This window comes from Dietzia maris, from assembly GCF_036287335.1.
In the GTDB taxonomy this organism is placed as follows: Bacteria; Actinomycetota; Actinomycetes; order Mycobacteriales; family Mycobacteriaceae; genus Dietzia; species Dietzia cinnamea.
The window spans coordinates 3,017,967-3,038,632 of the sequence record NZ_CP143053.1; the positions used below are offsets into that span (position 1 = coordinate 3,017,967).

The window sequence follows — 20,666 nt, forward strand, 5'->3', positions numbered from 1 at the left end:
CCACGCCCGAGCACCACCCGCGAGGAAGAAGGTCCGTCATGCCGGTGACATCGGTGGACAAAGATCTCGACCAACTGACCCTGACCATCGTCGCCGAGTTCACGGTGCCGGTGCGTCGCCTGCGGGACGCCTACGTCGACCCGCGGCAACTCGAGAAGTTCTGGGGGCCGCCGACGTGGCCCGCCACCTTCACCCGGCACGACGTGTTCCCCGGGGGCCGGACGGACTACTACATGACCGGGCCCGACGGCACCCGCGCCCGCGGCTACTGGGAGTTCCTCGCGGTCGACGAGGGCCGCTCGTTCGAGGTGATCGACGGGTTCGCCCGCGACGACGGCACGCCCGACACGGACCTGCCCACCACCCGCATGGTGTTCAGCTTCGAGGCGACGGAGGCAGGCTCCCGCCTGACCACCACCTCCCACTTCGGCAGCCTCTCCGAACTCGACCAGCTGATCGCGATGGGCATGGAGGAGGGCACCCGCGAGGCGATGGGTCAGATCGACGCCGTCGTCGCCGACGACGCTACCTTCGCGGCCGACGCCGGCACGCGGACACAGCACCTCGACGACCGGACGGTCCGGTTCACCCGCGTCCTGCGCGGGACCCCGCAGCAAATCTGGGACGCCCACCACGACCCCGCGGTCCTGGACCGGTGGTTCCACGGGCCGGACGGCTGGGCGCTCGTCGGGTGCCGGGTCGCGTCGGAACCCGGCGAGACCACGCGCTTCGAGTGGGCGCCCGGGGAGGGCGTCGAGGGTGAGCTGTTCGCGCTGACGGGTGAGCTGCTGGAGACCGACCCGCCGCACCGCGAGGTGTTCACCGAGACGATGGAGGGCGCCGACGCGCCGCCCACCCGCAACGAGCAGACCCTCACCGCCGTGGAGGGCGGGACGCTGCTCACGCTCGTCATCACCTACGCGAGCGCCGAGCTGCGCGAGATGATCCTCGACACCGGGATGGTCGACGGGATGGAGGTCGGCTACCGGCGGTTGGAGTCGGAGGTGCTGTCGGCGGCCTGATCGATCGTGGCGGCCGGTCCGGTGGTGGCGGTCTTCCCCGCGAAGGCCCTCTCCACGGCCAGCACGATCAGCACCACCGCCACGCCGGCCACCACCGCGGCCAGCACGGCGGGCCAGTCCGACCCGGGCGCGAGCACGTCGGCCTCCTCCGTCTGCCACGGCCACAGCGCACGCAACGAGCCCAGCATGAGCCCGGCCATGGCGACGAGGGTGGGCTTGCGGAAGTCCTCGAGGAGCCGGTCGAGGACCTTGACGAACAGCGAGATGCCGACCAACGCGCCGAGCGCGAAGACGCCCAGGTAGGCGAAGTTGCGCTCGTCGACCGCGCCGAGCGTGGGGGCGTACAGACCCATCGCCAGTAGGAGGTATGACCCGGAGACCCCCGGCAGGACCAGGGCGCAGATCGCCACGGCCGCCGCGACGAACACCAACAGATAGGACGGATCGCTGATCGACCCGCTCGGCAGCCCCGAGAGCACGAACGCGAACACCGCGCCCAGGACGAACACCAGACCCAGCACCCAGTTCCGTCCGCCCGGGGTCGCGCGCGCCATCCCCAGCGGGACCGCGATGCTCGCGGCCACCATGCCGAGGAACAGGCCGCGGGCGATCTCCGGGCTGCCCTCGACGAACCCCTTCATCACCCCGGCCACGGTGAACACCACCGCGAGCATGCCGACCGCCATCGGCAGCAGCAACCACCAGTCGACGTGCCGAAACGCGGCGCGCGTGCGGGCCCGACGGTCCGGGCCCAGCGCCGCCGAGCGCAGGCCGTCCACCACGTGCGCGCCGGAGTCCAGCAACCGCGGGTAGACACCGGTCACCAGGGCGACCGTGCCACCCGAGACGCCGGGGACGAGCTCGGCCATGCCGATGAGCGCGCCGCGGACGGCGTTGCCGACCATCCCGAGCGGACCCGGCCGCGTCGGCACCGGCGAGCGCGGGTCGAGATCGGCGTCGTCGACCGGGTCGTGCCCGGATCCGACCGGGTCGCGGCGGGCGTGAGCGGGAGTCGACGAATCGGCAGCCATTCTCCCAGCATCCCCGACCAAGGCGCCCGGCACCAAGCCACACGCCCGGCCGCGTCCCCACTGTGACCGACCCGCCACCCGCGCGGCCACTAGAATCGCCCTGGATGCCGGGCGGTCGCCGGGCAGTCGCCGGGTACCGGCCGATCGACCACCGGGCGGGAAGGAGCGGGGGACATGCCGATGCACTACCCGCCGCTCGCCGACGGCACCTACCGCTACGGCGACCCGCCCCGGCCCCTGCCCTCACCCGTCCCCGGCCCGGACGCCGACTCCCCGCCACCGCAGCCCCCGTTCCCCGCCCCCGATGGCGGTCCCGGCGCCGGCCCACCGCCCGACGCGACCCCGCCGCGGTCCCGCGCTCGCGGTGGCCTCGCGACCGCGGCCGTGTTCGGGGCGGCGGCGCTCGTCGTCGTCGTGCTGGGCGTCCTCCTCTCCGGCGTGATCCCCGGACCGTGGTCGGGCACCGGTTCCGACACCGGCCGCGGCACCGACGCCGCGCGCGGACCGATCCCCCAGCTCCTCCCGCCCCCCGAACGGGCGCCCGGATCCGCGACGTTCCCGGTCGAGGGCTCCTTCACCGTGGTCTCGACGCCCGCCGACCCGGTCTCCGGGGACGACACCGGCTGCGACCTGCCCGTCTCCCTGTCCGACATCGGCGAGGGCACCACCATCACGCTCCTCGAGGGCTCGACGTCCGTCATCGGCACCGCCCGGCTCGTCTACTCCGGCGGCGACCTGGCCTCGTGCACGTTCACGTTCGGGTTCCCCGACGTCCCCGCCGGCGGCTCCTATTACGTGGTGGAGCTGCCCGGCCGCGGCCAGCTGACCTACACGGAGGACGAGCTGCGCGCGGGCGTCGACATCACCCTGGGCAGGTGAGCGGCGCCGCGCGGATAGGGTGGGGACGGTGACGACGACGAGGCGGGAGGTGCCCGGAACGTGAGCGACGACCCCGGACCGGAGCCTGCCGACGAGCCGTTCGGTGGCTACGACGTGGAACGCCTCGTCTCGGACATCGACCTCGACCCGTTCCTCGGTCGGCGACACGACCCGTTGGCCGAGCCGCTCGACGAGCCCGTCGAGGTGGGCGCGCAGGTGCCGCCGCTGCTCGCGCTGCGCGACCTGCTCGCCGACGACCGCTTCCCCGAGCTGTTCGCCCGCGCGCTCCGCGCCGCCGACCCCGACTTCCGCGAGCTGTTCCCCCGAGACGCCACGCCTGTGCTCCGCGAGTTCGTCCGCGCCATGACCTGGGCGTTCGAGACCACCGAGTACGCCCACGGTGACCGGTCGAAGGTCGAGGAGGTCGTCGAGTTCGCCCGGCACCTCGGCGCCGACCACCGCAAACTCGACCTCGCGCCCCGACACCACCAGCGCTTCGGCGAGGCGCTGACCCACACACTGCGTCACCTCGCCGGGCGCGGCTGGGACGATCGGCTCGAGACCACGCTGGCCACCGCGTACCGGGTGCTGTCGACCGCCCTCCAACAGGGCGCGGCCGCCGGCGAGGGGCCCGCGCGCGTCGGCGCCACCGTCGTGGAGGTGCTGCGCCCCACCCGCGACGTCGTGGTGGTGCGGCTCATCAGCGACGTGATGGTCGACTACCACCCCGGCCAGTACCTCAGCGTGCTCACGCCCTACTCCCCCGGCGTGTGGCGGCGGCTCAGCCCGTCGATCCCCTCGAACCCGGCCGGGCAGATCGAGTTCCACATCCGCGACGTGCCCGGCGGCGCCCTCAGCGGCTCGCTCGTCCGCGGCGTCGGCGTGGGCGACCGCTGGGTGCTCGCCCGGCCGCTCGGCCTGCTCGAGGTGGACCGCTCCGAGCCGTTCCGCGACGTGCTCATGATCGGCGGCGGCACCGGCATCGCCCCGCTGCGCTGCCTGCTGCTCGACATGATGCGCCACGGCCACAACCCGCGCGTGCACCTGTTCTACGGGGCCCGCTTCCCCGGCGACCTCTACGACCTGCCCACGCTCGTCGACCTCGCCGCGACCGCCCCGTGGCTGACCATCCAGCCCGTCTCCGAGGAGGACGAGGACCCCTGGTGGGCCGGGCCCCGCCAGGAACTACCCCGCACGCTGCACCGTCGGCAGACCGGGACGTTGGTCGAGGCGGTCACGCAGTGGGGATCGTGGGCCGACCGGCAGGTGATCGTGTCGGGGTCGCCGGAGATGCTGCGCGCAACCGTCCGCGGCCTGGTCGCGGCGGGCACCCCGCGGGAGAACATCAGCTTCGACCGGCCCTGAGAGCCGCGCGGGCGACCGAAGAGGCCCGTCGCCCGGGTCAGCCGGCCGCCATGGCTGCGTCGGTCGTCTCGTCCCCGGACGTGTCGCCGCCCGCCGCGTCTCCGCCGTCGGCCTGGTCGGTGGTCGCCGTCGCCGTCGACGTCGCGGTGGTGGGCGTGGTGACGGTGGTCTTGGTGCCGGTGGTGGTCGTCCGGGTCATCCTGCTCGTGCTCGTGGGGCTCGTCGACGACGTCGTGGAACTCGTCGCGACGTCGCACGGCTGGAACACGCGGCGGAACCGGTCGGGGACTCCGAGCTGCTGCAGTTGCTCACGGCACACGTCGGACGTCGGCTCGGCGAGGAACTGCCACGAGTCGTCCCGCCACGAGAACAGCTCCAGCTCACCGCTCTCCCGGGTGACCAGCAGGAAGCGCTCGTCGCACTCGCGGACGGTCGTGCCCCGGCCGAGCTCGCCGGCGATGAACTCCGAAGTGCAGCGCTCGGTGGCGCTGGGCGGGCCCGTGGTGGTGGGCGTGGTCGACGTCGTCGTCCGCGACGTCGTCGGAGTGGTGGTCTGGGTCGAGGTGGTGGGCACCGCGACCGGCTCCTCGTCACCGCCGGTCGCGGTGAGCAGCCAGACCACCAGCGCCGCCACCAGGGCGATCGCCAACAGGACGGCGGCGATCATCCACGGCGTCGGCCCGCCGCCGTCCCCGTCGTCCCAGGGATCACCGTCGTCGGGCGGGACATCACCGGGCGGGGGCACGTCCCCGGTCGGGTAGGGGTGAGGCGTCGGCCCGGGGCCCGCGGGGTACTGCGACCAGGCCGCGCTCGACGTGCCGCCGGGGACGGGCGGGAGGTGTTCGGTGGCCGGGTCCGCGGGCGGGAGCTGCTCCGTCGGCGGGTCGACCGGCGGCAACCGCTCGGTGGGCGGGTCCGCGGCACCCGAGCCACCGGGCGACAGTCGCTCCGTCGGCGGGTCCGCGAGATCGGCCGCTCCCGCGCCAGCGGGATCGGCCGCCGGGGTCGGCTCGGTGGGCGCGTCGCCGGCGCGGTCCGGATCTGCGGGATCGTCGCCCCGGCGTGGGCCGCCCGGTCCGCTCACCGCGGGATCTTCCCGTGCGACTCCTCCGTGACACGCCCGTTCGCGAGCACGGGGATGACCTTCCGGATATCGGTGACCTCGTCGTCGTCGACCTCCACGACCATCAGCCCCGCGTCGGGACCGGCCTCGGAGCGCACGGTCCCGTCCGGCCCGACGAGCAGCGAGTGACCGACTCCGGTGGGTGCGCCGCGCTTGACCTCGACGCCCTCGACGGCCGGGTCGGCCTGTCCCACGGCGAGCAGGAAGGTCGTCGAGTCGAGCGCGCGCGCCCGGGCGAGCAGCCGCCACTGGTCGACCTTGCCCGGCCCGGCGCCCCATGACGCGCTGCACAGGGTGAGGCGCGCGCCGGCGGACGCGAGCGCGGTGTACTGGCCGGGGAACCGGATGTCGTAACAGACGCTCAGGCCGACCCCCACGCCGTCGACCGTCACCACGCGCGTCGCGTCACCGGGCTCGACGGTGTCGGACTCGGCGAACCCGAACGCGTCGAACAGGTGGATCTTGTCGTAGCCCGTGTGGATCTCCTCGCCGCCGCCGGTGGGTCCCGTGACCAGGAGGGTGTTGCGGACGCGGCCGCCCCGACCGGGCGTGAACATACCGACGACGACGAGGACACCGTGCTCACGGGCGGAATCGGCCACGGCACTCGCCCACGGGCCCTCGAGGGGTTCGGCGATCTCGTCGAGTCGACCGGCCCCGAACGCGCGCATGGTGGCTTCGGGGAACACCACGATGCGAGCCGACTGCGCCGCGGCCTCGGCCACCGACTCGCGGACCAGTCGGAGGTTGTCCTGCGGGTCGCGTCCGGTCAGGATCTGGGCGGCGGCGATGCGCACGGCGGTCCTCCTCTGGCTAAGGGCTGGCGGCACGAGCACGACGGTACCGGTGACCTCCGACGCTACCCGCGGCCCGCGGTGCCCCTCGCCCGAGACGGCGACAGGCCGTCGCCCCGCGCTCCCACATCCACCACGCCGCCAGCCCCGCGGCGAGCGACGCCGCCCAGGACAACCACGGATGCCCTGCGTCCCGGATCGGCGGGTACACCAAGAAGTGGGTGAGATAGATGAACAACGACGCCGCCGCGAGGGGCGTTACCATGCGTGCCACCGGCCGCGGCAACCGGACGGAGGGGATCCAGATCAGGGCGAGGATCCCCGCGATGATCACCAGTTCCCTGGCGGGATGCCCGAACCACCCCGGCACGCAGACCACCGCCACCGCCGTGCAGGCCAGGCGCGCCCACACCGCCGCGCCGCGCGACCCCCGGGCCACACCGGCGTGTTCGGCGCGCGCCACGGCCCACCCGAGCCCGAACAACCAGAGCACCGCCGGCGCGGAGTACCACACGAGCGGACCGCCACCGAGGTCGACCACGCCGTAGCGCACGAGCAGACCGAGGGCGATCAGAGCAGCCGGTACGGCGAAGGGGAGGCGGGAGTCGAGACGACTCACCGCGGGCACGGCCATGACCGCGGCCACGAGCACCAGCAGGTAGACGGAGGCCTCGACGAACCACATCTGCCAGGGATTCCACCACCGGTCGTCGGACCAGGACCGTGGCCCCAGGACGTGCGTCGCCAGCAGCGGCGAGTACCAGTGGTAGCGGCTGGTGAACGGGGTGACGATCAGCAGCCACACGACGGCGGGCAGCGCGATCCTCGACGCGGTCCTGAGGACGCCGCGGGCACGCTCCCCCGCGCTCCCCGGGTTCAGACGGAAACGTGCCAGCGAGTATCCGACCAGCGCGATGAGGACGTGCGCGCCACCGTAGACCTCCATCGCCCGCGTGTGCCCGCCGACGATCGTCAGGATGAACACCGCGCGGAGGACGATCGAGGTGTCCATGCGCGCCCACGACCGCCACGGTCGCCGGCGCGACCTCGGAGCCGGCATCCGTGCGACGGTGATGCCGTCGAGTTCCGCGAGCGGACGCAGATGCCAGTCCCGCGGTAGCCCGGGGACGCGCTGCTCGAGTCGCGCCGAGAGCACCACATAGGTCAGAGAATCGCCCCCGAGGTCCACGAACGTCGCGTCGGGAGGGCACGCGTCCAACCCGAGAGCGTCCGCCACCAGCGTACTCGGAGGGGCGGTCTCGGACCCGCCGGGCTCTCGGGACCGCTGCGCGACGAGCGCGCGCAGGGCCACCTGGTCGACCTTGCCGGCGGCCGTGCGGGGGTAGTCGGCCAACACGAGGACGTCCACCGCCGACGGGGGAAGCCCCGACGCGTCCGCGGCCGCAGCCGCAACCGCCGAGGAGTCCGACCGCTCGCGGGTGACCACCACCAACCGGTCCGGCTCACCGACGCAGGAGACGTCGAACCCCCGGCCGGCGAGGTTCGATTCGACCCGTCCCAGGTCGATGCGGTGACCGAAGACCTTGGTCTCGCGACCCATCCGCCCGACGATCTCCACGAGGCCGTCCTCGGTGATCCGGGCGAGGTCCCCCGTCCGGAGCTCCTCGAGCTCGGGGCCCCGGCCGAGATCGGCGGGCGTCGTGGCGTACCCCATCATCACATTGGGTCCGCGGTAGACGAGCTCGCCGGGCTCGTCGAACCCGGCTCCGCGCGGACGGTCCACGCGGAACTCACCGCCGGGGATCGCGATGCCGACCGCCCCCGGGCGCGTGCGCGCGAGGTGGGCGGGCAGGTATCCCATCCGTGCCGTGGCCTCGGTCTGGCCGTACATCACCACGAGCTCGGCGCCCCGGGCCTCCAGATACGAGGCCACCCGACGCACCGCGTCTGGGGCCAGCCGACCGCCGGCCTGGGTGAGATAGCGCAGGCGGGTGAGACCGTCCAGTCGCTCCAGGCCCACGCGCTCCAGGAGCTCCACGGTGTGGGGGACCGCCGCGAACGTCGTCGCCCCGTGGGCTGCCGCGCGCTCCCAGAACGCCGGCCTCGAGACCGAGTCGGTGTTGAGGATCACCCCGGCGCCGGCGAGCAGGTGACTGTGCAGCACGGACAAGCCGTAGCAGTAGTGCGGTGGCAGGGTCGTGATGGCCCGGTCCGTCGGCCGGATACGCAGGTACTCGACGATCGATGCCGCATTGGCCAGCACCGCCGCGCGGGACTGGCGTACCAGCTTGGGAGTGCCGGTCGACCCCGAGGTGCTCATCAGCAGTGCGAGGTCGTCGTGGAGGTCGTACCGCGGCGACGCGGTGTGCACGCCGCGCGGCACCGGGGCGCCATCCCCCGCCACGAGATCCGGCGGCCACGCGGCGAGGATCGCGTCGGCGGCGGGCCCCTCCGGGGGCAGGAGCATCACCACGTGGCCGGCCTCGTGGGCGGCGAGGTAATCCACGAGGAAGGCGAGCGTGTTCGCCGCCACCAGGCCGATCAGCCTGCGCCCGCTGGAGACTTGCGGGTAGTCGGCCGCACGCGCTGCGCACATCTGCGACAGCGCCGAGTAGGTGATCTCGTTCCCGTCCGCCACCACGGCGACCGCGCCCGCTCGCCGCGTGAACGTGGAGACCACCCCGATCGGCGACGGGCGCCGCTCCGTCGGTGTGGCCGTCACGATGGGGCCCCGGACACCCGGCCCACCCCGACCACGGCGAGACTCACCTCGTCGCCGATCTCGGGAGCGTCCTGAGGCCGGCACCGAGCGACGATCCGGCGCTCACCGCGCACCTCGACCTCACACCGCACCGCCGACCCGAGGAATCGTGCGTCACGGACCACCCCCTCGACCCCACCGGACCCCACCGGCCCCAGGGCGACCTGCTCGGTCCGGACCGTCAGCGAGACGAGCCCGTTCACCGTGCGGTCCTGGACACGGACCCCGCCCAGCTCCGTGGAGACGATGCCCTCCCGGCTGTGACCCGACAGATGGACGACCTCCCCGAAGAACTCGGCCGTCGCGTCGTCGGCGGGGCGCAGGTAGACCTCACGGGGTCGGTCGACCTGGACGAATGTACCCTCCCGCATCACGGCGACACGGTCGGCGAAGGACAGTGCCTCTTCATGGTCGTGCGTCACCAGCAGAGTGGTCACCCCGCCCGCCCGGAGGACCTCCGCCACCCCGGTCCGGATCGCGGACCGCAGGCCGGCGTCGAGCGCGGAGAAGGACTCGTCGAGCAGCACGACGTCCGGGGACTGCGCCAGAGCCCGGGCCACCGCCACGCGCTGCTGCTGACCTCCCGACAACTGGTCGGGTCGCAACGACGCCATACCGGGGTCGAGGGACACCCGTCTCATCAGTCCGGACACCCGCTCCGCGGTCCGTTCACGCCGCTTCAGCCCGAACCCGATGTTCGCGCCCACCGTGAGGTGCGGGAAGAGCGCACCGTCCTGGGGCACGTAGCCGATGCGGCGCCGGTGGGCGGGGACCGACCGCCGCCCTACGAGTTCACGTCCGCCCAACCGGACGGACCCGCTGTCCGGGTGTTCGAAGCCGGCGATCACCCGCAACAGGGTCGTCTTCCCGCACCCGGACGGCCCCACCACCGCCACCGAACCACCTGCGGGGACGTCGAGGTCCAGATCACGGAGAACCCGACGTCCGCCGAACGACTTCGCCACACCGCGCACCGCGAGATCCCCCGGGCTCCCCTGCGTGGTCATCGCCCACCCGCCGTCGCCTGCCTCAGGAGGAGGTACGTGACGGGCGCCGACATCACGATCATGATCGCCGCGAACGGCGCGGCCGCCGCATAGTCAAGATCAAGGCTCAAACTCCAGAAACGGGTCGCGAGGGTGCCGGTTCCCGCCGGCGAGAGCAACAGTGTCGCGGTCAACTCGTTGACGACGGCCAGGAAGACCAACGCGAACGCGGCGAGCATCGAGGGCGCGGCGCGCCGCAGGGTGATCGTGACCACTGCGTTCAGCGGCGGCCGACCGAGAGCCCGGGCGGCCTCCTCGAGTCGCTCCGGAGCCTGGGCGAGCCCCGCCCGCAGTGTCACGAGCGCACGCGGGATGAACAGGACGACGTAGGCCGCCAGCACCAGGGCCACCGTCTGGTACACCTGCGGCAGCACACGGATGACGACCGTCGTCAGCGCGAGCGCGACGACGATGCCGGGTATCGAGCTGGCGACGTAGTTCGCGGCGTCCGCCACACGGGAGAACGCGCCGGGGTGACGTACCGTCAGCCACGCCACGGGCAGAGCGAGGAGGACACATCCGGCGGCGCCGTACACCCCGTACCCGACCGACTGCGCGAGCGCCTCGCCCAGTCCCGCGTCGACCCAGGCCTCGGCCCCGCCCACGAGCAGCCACCGCATCACCACGACGAGCGGCACGCCGAGGGAGGCGCCGACCACCCCCGCGCACGCCGCGAGCGCCAGCGGCGTCCACCACCCGAGTCGGACCCGGTTCCGGCGCCTCGCCGCCCCCGCGCCGACCCGGGCGTAGCGGGCACGGCCGCGGGCACCCGCCTCCGCGGCCAGCAGGAACAGGCACAGGATTACCAGGACACCGGCCAGGGCGCCCCCTGCGGCCGAGGCGTAGGTCGACTGGTACTGCTCCATGATCGCGGTGGTGAAGGTGTCGAACCGGATCATCGAGAACGCGCCGTACTCGGCCAACAGATGCAGCGCGACCAGCAGCGCGCCCCCGAGCACGGCCAGTCTGAGCTGGGGAACGACCACCCGCAGGGCCACCGCCACACCGGACAGGCCCAGCGAGCGCGCCACCTCCTCCTCGGCCGGGTCGATCCATCTCAGGGTGGCCGCGGCCGGGAGGTAGACCAGCGGGAAATACGCGGAGACGGCGATGAGCACGCCTCCTCCCAGGCCGCCGAGCGAAGGGTCCACCCCGAGCCACGCGTAGCTGGTGACGAACGCGGGCACCGCGAGCGGAGCGGCCAGGAGCACACCCCACACGCGACGACCCGGGAGGTCCGTACGTTCGACGACCCATGCCGCGGCGACCCCGATCACCACCGTGAGGGGGACGGTCACCACGACGAGCGCGACGGTCGACCAGAAGAGGCGGGCCACGCGTTCGCGAAACACCAGCTCAGCCAGGCGCGACGGAGCGATGTCGGCCGCGAGCCACGCGACATATCCCACCGGGAGGAGCAGGAGCAGCGTCACCGCCCCCACGACGAGCATCAACGGCAGCGGTGGGCGGCGATGCCGGGGCGGGACCGGCCCGGGTGGCCTCGTCCGGGCCGCCGCGGACTCGGACGCGTCATGCGGGATGCCCGTGACGACACGGGGCGGCGCGATCACGTCCACGGATTCAGACCAGTCCGACCGAGGTCAACAGGTCGGTCACCGCCGGCCCGTTCAGTCCAGCCGGGTCCACGACGGGTGCGCCGAGTTCGGCGAGGGGAACCAGGTCCTCGTTCGCCCCGACACCCGAGGCCACCGGGTACTCGAACGAGGAATCCCGGATGATCCCCTGCCCCGCCGCAGACGTGATGAAGGCGAGGAAGCGCTGTGCGTCCTCGGCGCGGGGGGCGTTCGCGAGCACGCCGCCACCGGACAGGGAGACGAACGATTCCGGGCCGCCGTTCCGGAAGTAGTGCTGCCCCACGTTCTGCGAGGACTCGCCGGTCCCGGCTCGATCACCGAAGACGTAGTAGTGATAGATCACCCCGCCGTCGATCTCGCCGTTGTTCACCGCAGCGAGGACGGGCTTGTTCCCCTTGTACGTCGAGAAGCCTCCGTCCGGACGCCGGAGGGACTCGAGCCACCGACGAGTCTCCTGCTCGCCCGACATCTCGAGGGCTGCCGACACGATCGCCTGGAAGTCCGCTCCCGCCGGTGCGGCCCCCCAACGGCCCGTCCAGCGGGGGTTCGACAGGTCCGCGAACGAGGTCGGCAACTCGTCCTCGTTGACCGCCGAGGTGTTGTAGACGAACACGGTCGACCGGGCGGCGATTCCGACCCAGTCCCCGGTGGACGGCCGGTACTCCGGCGGAACCTGTCCGACGGTCTCGTCAGCCACCGGTGCGAGCAGGCCCTCGCGGGACACCATCGAGATCGCCGGCGAGTTCTCCGTCAGATACACGTCCGCGCGGGAGGCGTCGCCCTCCGCGACGAGCTGGTTACCGAGGTCGAAGTCGCTGCCGTTGCGCAGCTCGACCTCGATGCCCGTCTCGCGGGTGAACGCGTCCGCCAGCTCGCGGGTGAGCGACTCGTGCTGTGCGTTGTAGACGACGACCGCGTCATCGCCACTGTTCAGTCCGCATGCGGACATCGAGACCGCCATGGCGGACACGAGAGCCGCCGCGAGGGATCGGGTGCGAGAAGTTCGGGCGCGCAGGTTCACGGGTGGCCTCTCGGAGATCAGAGTCGATAGTCCGGAGACACTAGCATGTGGTTAGGCTTGCCTCACTGGCTGCTCCGGGTTACTCCTCACGGTCCCCGCGCTGGTGCCGCGGGCGCCACACGACGACCGAGGTCGAGCGCGGCACGTGGACCAGCTCGCCGCCGGCCCGGCCGCCGGTGCCCGCGCGTCGGCGGAGTTCGGCCTTCTCCTCGACCAGCTCGGACACGCGGCTGCGCAGGGCGTCGACCTGGTTGGTCAACTCCATGATGCGTTTGATGCCGGCGAGGTTGACGCCCTCCTCCTGGCTCAGCCGCTGCACCTCGCGGAGCATGGCCACGTCCCGCAGGGAGTAGCGTCGCCCGCCGCCGGTGGTGCGTTCGGGCGTGACGATGCCCAGGCGGTCGTAGGTGCGCAGGGTCTGGGCGTGCAGGCCGGACAGTTCGGCGGCCACCGAGATCGCCAGGACGCTGTCGTCGGGGCCCAGCTCCCCGACGTCCCGGCGGGGGCTCATGGCGCCCCGGCCCAGCCCGACCGGGGATCGAAGCCCGCCGCACGCAACGCGTCGTCGTAGGCGACCAGTTCGGCTTCGGCCATCCCGGCGGGGGGCGTGGCCACCCGGAGGGTGACCTTGAGGTCACCGGTTCCGGACTTGCTCGCGATGCCCCGGCCGCGCACGCGCAGGATCTGACCGTCGCGCGACCCGGCGGGGATCTTCACGGTCACCCGCCCGGTGAGCGTGGGCACGGACACCTGAGCGCCGAGGACCAGTTCTGGGTAGGAGACGGGCAGGTCCACCAGCAGGTCGGAGCCGTCGCGGTCGAACACCGCGTCCTTCTGGACGGTGACGGTGACGTAGAGGTCGCCGGACGGGGCGCCGCGGAAACCGGCCTCGCCCTGGCCGGAGAGCCGGATGCGTTGACCGTCCTGGACACCGGCCGGGACCTTGACGTTGATGGTGCGGGTGCGGTTGGTGACGCCGCTGCCCGAGCACTCGGGACACGGGTCGTCGATCTTGGAGCCGGTGCCGCCGCAGTCGGTGCAGGGCTCGGCGAACCCGAACGCCCCCTGGTTGCGCTGGGTGACGCCCGCACCGTGGCAGGTGCCGCACACCTTGGGGCTCGTGCCGGGCCGCGCGCCGCTGCCGTGGCAGGTCAGACATGGCGAGGGCGAGGACAACTTGATCTGGACCGTCTCGCCGAGAGCGGCCTCGCGGAACGACAGGGTCAGGGCGGTCTCGACGTCCTGGCCGCCGCGCGGGCGCTGCGCACGTCTCCCACCGCCTGCGCTGCCGCCCCCTCGGGCCTGGTTGAACAGGCCGCCGAAGAGGTCGGAGAATCCGCCGGCGCCGCCGGGCCCGCCCCCACCGAACAGGTCACCGAGGTCGAAGTCGCTCGTGGTGGTGTAGCTGCCGCCGCCGGGGGCGAAGCCGCTGAATCCGCCGGAGGAGACCTGCGCGCGGAACGCGTCGTACTCCTTGCGCTTCGCGGGGTCGCCGATGACGTCGTTGGCCTCGCTGATCCGCTTGAACTTGTCCTCTGCGGCCGCGTTGCCGGGGTTGGAGTCGGGGTGATACTCGCGGGCGAGCTTGCGGTATGCCTTGCGGATGTCGTCCTGGCTGGCGGTCTTGGAGACGCCCAGTTCGGCGTAGTAATCCTTCTCGACCCATTCGCGCTGACTCACCAGACGCCTCCTTTCCTCAGATCTCGTATTCTCTCAGGTTCCCCGGCGCGGCCGGGGCCGGGTCGGCGTGCGGGCGCGGCCTGTCGACCCGTGGTCGGTCCGCGCCCGCACGCCGGGTGTGAGCCGGGTGGCTCAGCGGACGATCACCATCGCCGTCCGCAGGGTCCGCTCACCGTGGCGGTAGCCCTTGCGCAGGATCGTGCCGAGGACCGGCTCGGAACCGTCGGACTCGTCCTGCACGGCCTCGTGGATGGCGGGGTCAAACGCGTCGCCCTCCTCGCCGAAGGCCTCGACACCCTGGGAGGCCAGCAGCGCGTGGACCTTGTCGGCGAAGACCTTGAGCGGCCCCTCCTCCAGGTCACCGTGCTCACGGGCCCGGTCGAGGTCGTCGACGATCCCCAGCAGTTCGGTGAGCACCGATCCCTTGGCGGTGTCGATGATCGACTGGCGGTCGCGCTCGACGCGGCGGCGGTAGTTGGCGAACTCCGCCGACACCCGCTGCAGGTCCGCGGTCCGCTCGTCGAGCTGCGCCTGCAGCGCCGACGTCGGATCGTCGTCCCCGCCGTCATCGGCCTCGGTGCCGTCGGTGGGGGCGGCCGCGCCGGCCGCGGCCGGGCCGTCGGCGGGAGCGGCGCCCTCGTCGACGACCTCGGCCTCCACGGTCTCCGTGGCGCGCTGCCCCTCGTCGTCAGCGCCGGCCCACGCGGCGGTCTCGGCGGCGTCGCTCTCCTCGGGGCGGCTCACTTGGACTCACCCGCATTCGGCCCGGCGGGCCCGTCCTCGTCGACCACCTCGGCGTCGACGACGTCGTCGTCGGCCGCGTCACCGGTCGTGGCGTCGCCGGCCTCTGCACCCTCGGCCGCGGAGGCCTCGTAGATCGCCTGTCCGACGGCCTGGGCCTCGGTGTTGACCTTCTCCACCGCGGACTTGATCGCGTCGACGTCCGAGCCCTCGAGCGCGGTCTTGGCGTCGGCGATCGCGGCCTGGAGGGACTCCTTCTTGTCAGCCGGGATCTTGTCCTCGTTCTCCGAGACGAACTTCTCCGTCTGGTAGATCGTGGACTCCGCCTGGTTGCGGGCGTCCGCCTCCTCGCGACGCTTGGCGTCCTCGGCGGCGTGCTCCTCGGCGTCCTTGATCATCTGGTCGATCTCCTCCTTGGAGAGGCCGGAGCCCTCCTGGATGATGATCGTGTTCTCCTTGCCGGTGCCCTTGTCCTTCGCGGTGACGTGGACGATGCCGTTGGCGTCGATGTCGAAGGTGACCTCGATCTGCGGCACGCCGCGCGGCGCCGGGGCGATGCCGGCGAGCTCGAAGGAGCCGAGCAGCTTGTTCTGCGCGGCCATCTCGCGCTCACCCTGGAAGACCTGGATCTGCACGGACGGCTGGTTGTCGTCGGCCGTGGTGAAGGTCTCGGACCGCTTGGTCGGGATGGTGGTGTTGCGCTCGATGAGCTTGGTCATGACGCCACCCTTGGTCTCGATGCCCAGCGACAGCGGGGTCACGTCGAGCAGGAGCACGTCCTTGACCTCACCGCGGAGCACGCCGGCCTGGAGGGCGGCGCCCACGGCGACGACCTCGTCCGGGTTGACACCCTTGTTGGGCTCCTTGCCGCCGGTGAGCTCCTTGACCAGGTCGGACACGGCCGGCATACGGGTCGAGCCGCCGACGAGCACGACGTGGTCTATCTGCGAGACCGAGATGCCGGCGTCCTTGATGACGGCCTGGAACGGCTGGCGGCAGCGGTCGAGCAGGTCCTGTGTGATGCGCTGGAACTCGGCGCGCGAGAGGGTCTCGTCGAGGAACAGCGGGTTCTTGTCCGCGTCCACAGTGATGTACGGCAGGTTGATCGAGGTGGACTGGCTCGAGGACAGTTCGATCTTGGCCTTCTCGGCGGCCTCACGCAGACGCTGGAGCGCCATCTTGTCCTTGGTCAGGTCGATGCCGTTCTGCGCCTTGAACTTGTCGACCAGCCAGTCGACGATCCGCTGGTCCCAGTCGTCGCCACCGAGGTGGTTGTCGCCGGAGGTCGCGCGGACCTCGACGACGCCGTCGCCGATGTCGAGCAGGGAGACGTCGAAGGTACCGCCACCGAGGTCGAAGACCAGGATGGTCTGCTCCTTGTCACCCTTGTCGAGGCCGTAGGCCAGGGCGGCCGCGGTGGGCTCGTTGACGATGCGCAGGACGTTGAGACCGGCGATCTGGCCGGCGTCCTTGGTGGCCTGACGCTGGGCGTCGTTGAAGTAGGCCGGCACGGTGATGACGGCGTCGGTGACGTCCTCACCGAGGTAGGACTCGGCGTCCCGCTTGAGCTTCTGAAGAATGCGGGCGCTGATCTCTTGCGGGGTGTAGTTCTTGCCGTCGATGTCGCTGGACTTCCACTCGGTGCCGATGTGGCGCTTGACCGAGCGGATGGTGCGGTCGACGTTGGTGACGGCCTGGTTCTTCGCGGGCTGACCCACGAGGACCTCGCCGTTCTTGGCGAACGCGACCACCGAGGGGGTCGTGCGCGACCCCTCGGCGTTGGCGATGACGTTGGCCTCGCCGCCCTCGAGGACGGCGACGCACGAGTTGGTGGTGCCGAGGTCGATACCGACTGCACGTCCCATGGTGATCTCCTTCTCTGCTTCGCGAGTGTGAACTCGTCTTTAGTGGACCCGACTCAAGGTCCGAGCCGCCCGACTCCAGCCTGCCTTCCGGCCACCGGCGGAGTCAACCCGACTTGAGTCTGGTGCGCTGAGGTTTGTCGCCCCGTACAACCCGCGGCCCGGAGCATCCATTCCCGGAGTGAGTCAACTCACAGTGAAAGATGAGTCGGTCGAACTCAACGACGAGAGCGTCCCGGCACCCCGCGGTGGGCGGAGGCGTCCGGAACGCTCGGGTCATGGAGAGAAGAAAAAGAGAAGAGAAGAAGCGACAACGACGAGGTGCACCGTCCGCCGGCACCGGGCGATCGCCCCCTGCGCCGGCGCACTCCCCGGTCTAGATCACGCCCTGGGCGAGCATGGCGTCGGCGACCTTGCGGAACGCGGCGATGTTGGCGCCGGCGACGAGGTCACCCGGGGCGCCGTACTCCTCGGCGGTCGCGGCCGCGGTGGCGTGGATGGTGGTCATGATCCGGTCGAGCTCGGAGTCCACGCGCTCGAAATCCCACTGCAGACGCCCGGCGTTCTGCCGCATCTCGAGACCGCTGGTGGCCACACCGCCCGCGTTGGCGGCCTTGGCGGGCCCGAACAGGATGCCCCGCTCGTGGATGACCTCCACGGCCTCCTCGGTGCACGGCATGTTGGCACCCTCCGCGATCACCCGGCACCCGTTGTCCGCCAGCAGCCTGGCCGCGTCGCCGTCGAGCTCGTTCTGGGTGGCACAGGGCAGTGCGATGTCGCACTCGACCTCCCACACCGTCCGCCCCTCGACGTATGTGCAGTTGCCGCGCTCCTCGGCGTACGCCGTGAGGCGTGCGCGACGCACGTCCTTGATGTCGGAGAGCAGGTCCAGGTCCAGCCCGTCCTCGTCGAGGATGTAGCCCTGGCTGTCCGAGCAGGCCACGACGGTCGCGCCGAGCTGGGCGGCCTTCTTGGCGGCATAGATCGCGACGTTGCCGGAACCGGAGACCACCACGCGCGAGCCCTCGAGGCTGTACTCGGTGTCGCGGAGCATCTCGCGCACGAAGTAGACGAGCCCGTAGCCGGTCGCCTCGGTGCGGGCCCACGACCCGCCGTACCCGACACCCTTGCCGGTGAGAACGCCCGCCTCGTTGCGACCGGTGATCCTGCGGTACTGCCCGTACAGGTAACCGATCTCGCGGCCGCCGACGCCGATGTCGCCCGCGGGAACGTCGAGGTCCGCGCCGATGTGATGCGCGAGCTCGGCCATGAACGACTGGCAGAAGCGCATGACCTCCGCGTCGCTCTTGTCGTGCGGGTCGAAGTCGGAGCCACCCTTGCCGCCGCCCAGGCCGAGGCCGGTGAGGGCGTTCTTGAAGACCTGCTCGAAGCCGAGGAACTTCAGGGTGTCCTCGTCCACGGACCTGTGGAAACGCAGGCCGCCCTTGTACGGGCCGAGGTCGGAGCTGAACTGCACACGGAAACCGCGGTTGACCTGGACGACCCCGTTGTCGTCGACCCACGGGACACGGAAGGCGATCACGCGCTCCGGCTCGATGATCCGCTTGAGGATCCCGCCCTCGACGTACTCGGGGTGCTGCTTGACCACGGGCGCGAGCGACTCCAGCACCTCGTGGACAGCCTGCCGGAAGAGGTGCTGTCCGGGATTGCGTCGCACCACGGTCTCCAGCGCGTCATGTAGTGCGGCGTCAGCGTCGGACATGGGACCTCCGGTCGATAAGTCTTTGGTGATGACGCATGCGTCGTTGCCGAAGAGGCAGCCTAGCGGCAGGGTCCGCGATCCTCCGACTCCCCTCCCCTGGCGAAAACCGCCAGACGATTCTCACTAATCACACGTGTCACACTGGACTCACTAATCACAGATCCGTAATCTCACCGGCAACATCCCGAGCCGCGATCGGTCGACCAGCGGTCGTCCATCTGTGCATCACGGAAGGCCATCATGCGCATCACCTCGACACTCGCCGCCGTCGCCGCCGCAGCGGCGCTGGCGGTCACCGCGTCGCCCGCCGGCGCGATCCCCTCCGCCACGCCCCCCGCACCCGCACCCGCCGCCGCGCAGCCCGCCGAGGCGCAGGCACTCCCCGTCCTGGCCGACGCGCTCGCACCGCAGCTGACCTCGCTCGTCGAGGCACTGCGTCGCGACCTGGGCCTCACCCCTGAGCAGTTCCTGGCCCAGGCCGGCATCGGCGAGCGCCTCGCCGAGGCGCGGCCCCACTGGGAGCAGCAGTTCCGCGACGCGTTCGGCGGCGTGTGGCTGGACGACGAGGGCACCGGCCTGGTCGGCGTCGTCGCCGGTCCGGCCGGCGACCGCCTCCGGTCGGAGGCCACCGAGGCCGGGTTCACCGTGCAGGACGTGGCGCTCACCACAGCCGAGCTCGACGCCCGCGAACGACAGGTGCGCAAGGTCGTCGAGGGCATGCCCGAGAACCTGCAGGAGCTCGTCACCGCCATACGCGTCGACCCCGCCCGCAACGCCGTCGTCGTCACCACTCGTGGCGGCGAGGCGGCCGAGCTGGGCAACCTCGACGCCCGGCTCCGCGATCTCGCCGAGATCGACATGATCGAGGCGCCCGACCCCCGGTGGGACACCGCGCCGTTCGGCAGCGAGGGCGACGGGCAGTCCGAGGGGACGCCCACCGTCGACGGACTCGAGCCGGCCACCACCCGCACGGGCGCCGCCACCGGCGAGCGGCTCGACGCCCAGTCGGCGCCGGGCAGCGGGGCCGGCGGATCGGGATCGCTCGGCAGCCTCGGCCTCCTCAACGAGGCCGGCCTCATCCCCGAGGGTCCGCTCCGCACGGTCGTCGACCTGCTCGCCGGACTGACCCCCGGAACCGGCTCGATCATCGACGGCATGAACGAGACCGTGCCCGCGCAGGCCACCCCGGTGCCGGAGGACCGACGCCGCGCCATCCAGTCCGTGCCCGCCCCCGCGGGTCCGGTCGTGGGCGGTACCGCGTACCAGGTGCGCGTCCCGGACGGCGTCCTCGAGTGCTCCACCGGTTTCAACGGGGAGCTCGACGGCAAGCCCGTCGTCGTCACCGCCGCCCACTGCGCCGGCGCCGACGGCACCCGCGCGGCCCTGGCCGACGGCGAGGAGTTCGGCACGATGACCGGTACGCAGCGCGAGGGCGTCGACACCGCGCTGATCGCGGTCGACGAGGACGCCGCGGACCGGTTCCGCACCAATCTCGTCGGCACCGGGGACGGCAGCACCCAGGCGATCGTCGGCACGGCGGCGCCGGTCGTGGGCCAGAAGGCCTGCAAGACCGGGTTCCGCACCGGCTTCTCCTGCGGCACCATCTCCCAGGTCGGGGCCCAGATCGACGTCGCCGGCACCCGCACCATCGAAGGCGCGTTCACCGTCGACCTGTGCGCCCTGCCCGGCGACAGCGGCGGAGTCGTCTTCTCCGGCGACCGCGCCCTGGGCATCTCGAGCGCGTCCAACGTCGCCGACACCGGCACGTGCGCCAACGCGGACACCGTCGCCCGCGCCGCCGGGTTCACCCCGCGGCTGTCGGCGGTCCCGATCGACGACGTCCTGGCCGCACATCCCGGGCTGACGCTGCGCACCCGCTGACCACCTGTGTGCACCAGCTGACCATCTATACGAACCACGCGGGCCCCGCCTGCGAGTGGAGCCTGCTCCGGTTAGGGCAGCCTCAACTCGGCATGCGGGGCCCGCGTGGCTTACCTTTGACCTCGACACAGTCGACGGGCGCCCACAGGGTCTATGAGTGCTCGTGCGTCGAGAAGTGCGA

16 protein-coding genes are annotated in these 20,666 nt (G+C 71.9%); 4 read left to right on the forward strand and 12 right to left on the reverse strand.

What is annotated here, in order from left to right; genetic code table 11:
- The first annotated feature begins 38 nt into the window (after window positions 1–38).
- Window positions 39–1,022 carry an SRPBCC family protein gene (locus VYL96_RS14040; protein ID WP_131885870.1) on the forward strand — a complete coding sequence of 328 codons (984 nt, stop codon included), beginning with the start codon at window positions 39–41 and terminating at the stop codon, window positions 1,020–1,022.
- Here the strand turns inward: VYL96_RS14040 and VYL96_RS14045 are convergent.
- Window positions 983–2,053, reverse strand: a complete 1,071-nt coding sequence (locus tag VYL96_RS14045; RefSeq protein WP_131885869.1) for a DUF368 domain-containing protein — start codon at window positions 2,051–2,053, stop codon at window positions 983–985. The two genes, VYL96_RS14040 and VYL96_RS14045, sit on opposite strands and share 40 nt — an antisense overlap.
- A 174-nt stretch (window positions 2,054–2,227) precedes the next feature.
- Here VYL96_RS14045 and VYL96_RS14050 point away from each other — a divergent pair, with 174 nt between their 5' ends.
- Window positions 2,228–2,932 (forward strand): hypothetical protein, encoded by a 705-nt coding sequence (locus VYL96_RS14050; protein WP_131885868.1) that lies wholly within the window; start codon window positions 2,228–2,230, stop codon window positions 2,930–2,932.
- A 60-nt stretch (window positions 2,933–2,992) separates the two neighbouring features.
- On the forward strand, window positions 2,993–4,297 hold the full coding sequence (locus VYL96_RS14055) for an FAD-binding oxidoreductase (protein ID WP_131885867.1): 1,305 nt from the start codon (window positions 2,993–2,995) through the stop codon (window positions 4,295–4,297).
- 37 nt (window positions 4,298–4,334) lie between these two features.
- Here VYL96_RS14055 and VYL96_RS14060 read toward each other — a convergent pair whose 3' ends face one another.
- The 11 genes from VYL96_RS14060 to gdhA all read right to left on the reverse strand — a co-directional run bounded on the left by VYL96_RS14060 (window position 4,335) and on the right by gdhA (window position 18,604).
- Window positions 4,335–5,381 (reverse strand): hypothetical protein, encoded by a 1,047-nt coding sequence (locus VYL96_RS14060; RefSeq protein ID WP_131885866.1) that lies wholly within the window; start codon window positions 5,379–5,381, stop codon window positions 4,335–4,337.
- Entirely contained in the window at window positions 5,378–6,217 is an 840-nt protein-coding gene (locus tag VYL96_RS14065) for a carbon-nitrogen hydrolase family protein (RefSeq protein ID WP_061914666.1), read from the reverse strand. The genes VYL96_RS14060 and VYL96_RS14065 overlap by 4 nt, the downstream gene beginning before the upstream one ends.
- Before the next feature lie 16 nt (window positions 6,218–6,233).
- A complete protein-coding gene (locus VYL96_RS14070) occupies window positions 6,234–8,897 on the reverse strand; it encodes an AMP-binding protein (protein ID WP_131885865.1) in 2,664 nt (887 codons plus the stop codon).
- Window positions 8,894–9,943: an ABC transporter ATP-binding protein gene (locus VYL96_RS14075; RefSeq protein WP_131885864.1), complete on the reverse strand. Its 1,050-nt coding sequence runs from the start codon at window positions 9,941–9,943 to the stop codon at window positions 8,894–8,896. Before VYL96_RS14075 ends, VYL96_RS14070 begins: the two co-directional genes overlap by 4 nt.
- Complete coding sequence (locus VYL96_RS14080; protein WP_165928491.1) at window positions 9,940–11,433, reverse strand: ABC transporter permease; 1,494 nt, start codon at window positions 11,431–11,433, stop codon at window positions 9,940–9,942. Before VYL96_RS14080 ends, VYL96_RS14075 begins: the two co-directional genes overlap by 4 nt.
- A gap of 130 nt (window positions 11,434–11,563) precedes the next feature.
- A complete protein-coding gene (locus VYL96_RS14085; protein ID WP_061914657.1) occupies window positions 11,564–12,538 on the reverse strand; it encodes an iron ABC transporter substrate-binding protein in 975 nt (324 codons plus the stop codon).
- A 139-nt stretch (window positions 12,539–12,677) separates the two neighbouring features.
- On the reverse strand, window positions 12,678–13,109 hold the full coding sequence (locus VYL96_RS14090; RefSeq protein WP_131885863.1) for a heat shock protein transcriptional repressor HspR: 432 nt from the start codon (window positions 13,107–13,109) through the stop codon (window positions 12,678–12,680).
- A complete protein-coding gene (gene dnaJ, locus VYL96_RS14095; protein WP_131885862.1) occupies window positions 13,106–14,278 on the reverse strand; it encodes a molecular chaperone DnaJ in 1,173 nt (390 codons plus the stop codon). The genes VYL96_RS14090 and dnaJ overlap by 4 nt, the downstream gene beginning before the upstream one ends.
- A gap of 132 nt (window positions 14,279–14,410) precedes the next feature.
- The gene (grpE, locus tag VYL96_RS14100) at window positions 14,411–15,022 is read right to left on the reverse strand and encodes a nucleotide exchange factor GrpE (RefSeq protein WP_131885861.1); all 612 of its coding nucleotides are present in this window, start codon (window positions 15,020–15,022) and stop codon (window positions 14,411–14,413) included.
- Window positions 15,019–16,884, reverse strand: a complete 1,866-nt coding sequence (gene dnaK, locus VYL96_RS14105; RefSeq protein ID WP_061228966.1) for a molecular chaperone DnaK — start codon at window positions 16,882–16,884, stop codon at window positions 15,019–15,021. The genes grpE and dnaK overlap by 4 nt, the downstream gene beginning before the upstream one ends.
- A 373-nt stretch (window positions 16,885–17,257) precedes the next feature.
- On the reverse strand, window positions 17,258–18,604 hold the full coding sequence (gene gdhA / locus VYL96_RS14110; RefSeq protein ID WP_061914645.1) for an NADP-specific glutamate dehydrogenase: 1,347 nt from the start codon (window positions 18,602–18,604) through the stop codon (window positions 17,258–17,260).
- 240 nt (window positions 18,605–18,844) lie between these two features.
- Here gdhA and VYL96_RS14115 point away from each other — a divergent pair, with 240 nt between their 5' ends.
- Window positions 18,845–20,485, forward strand: a complete 1,641-nt coding sequence (locus VYL96_RS14115) for a S1 family peptidase (RefSeq protein ID WP_131885860.1) — start codon at window positions 18,845–18,847, stop codon at window positions 20,483–20,485.
- Window positions 20,486–20,666 lie beyond the last annotated feature (181 nt).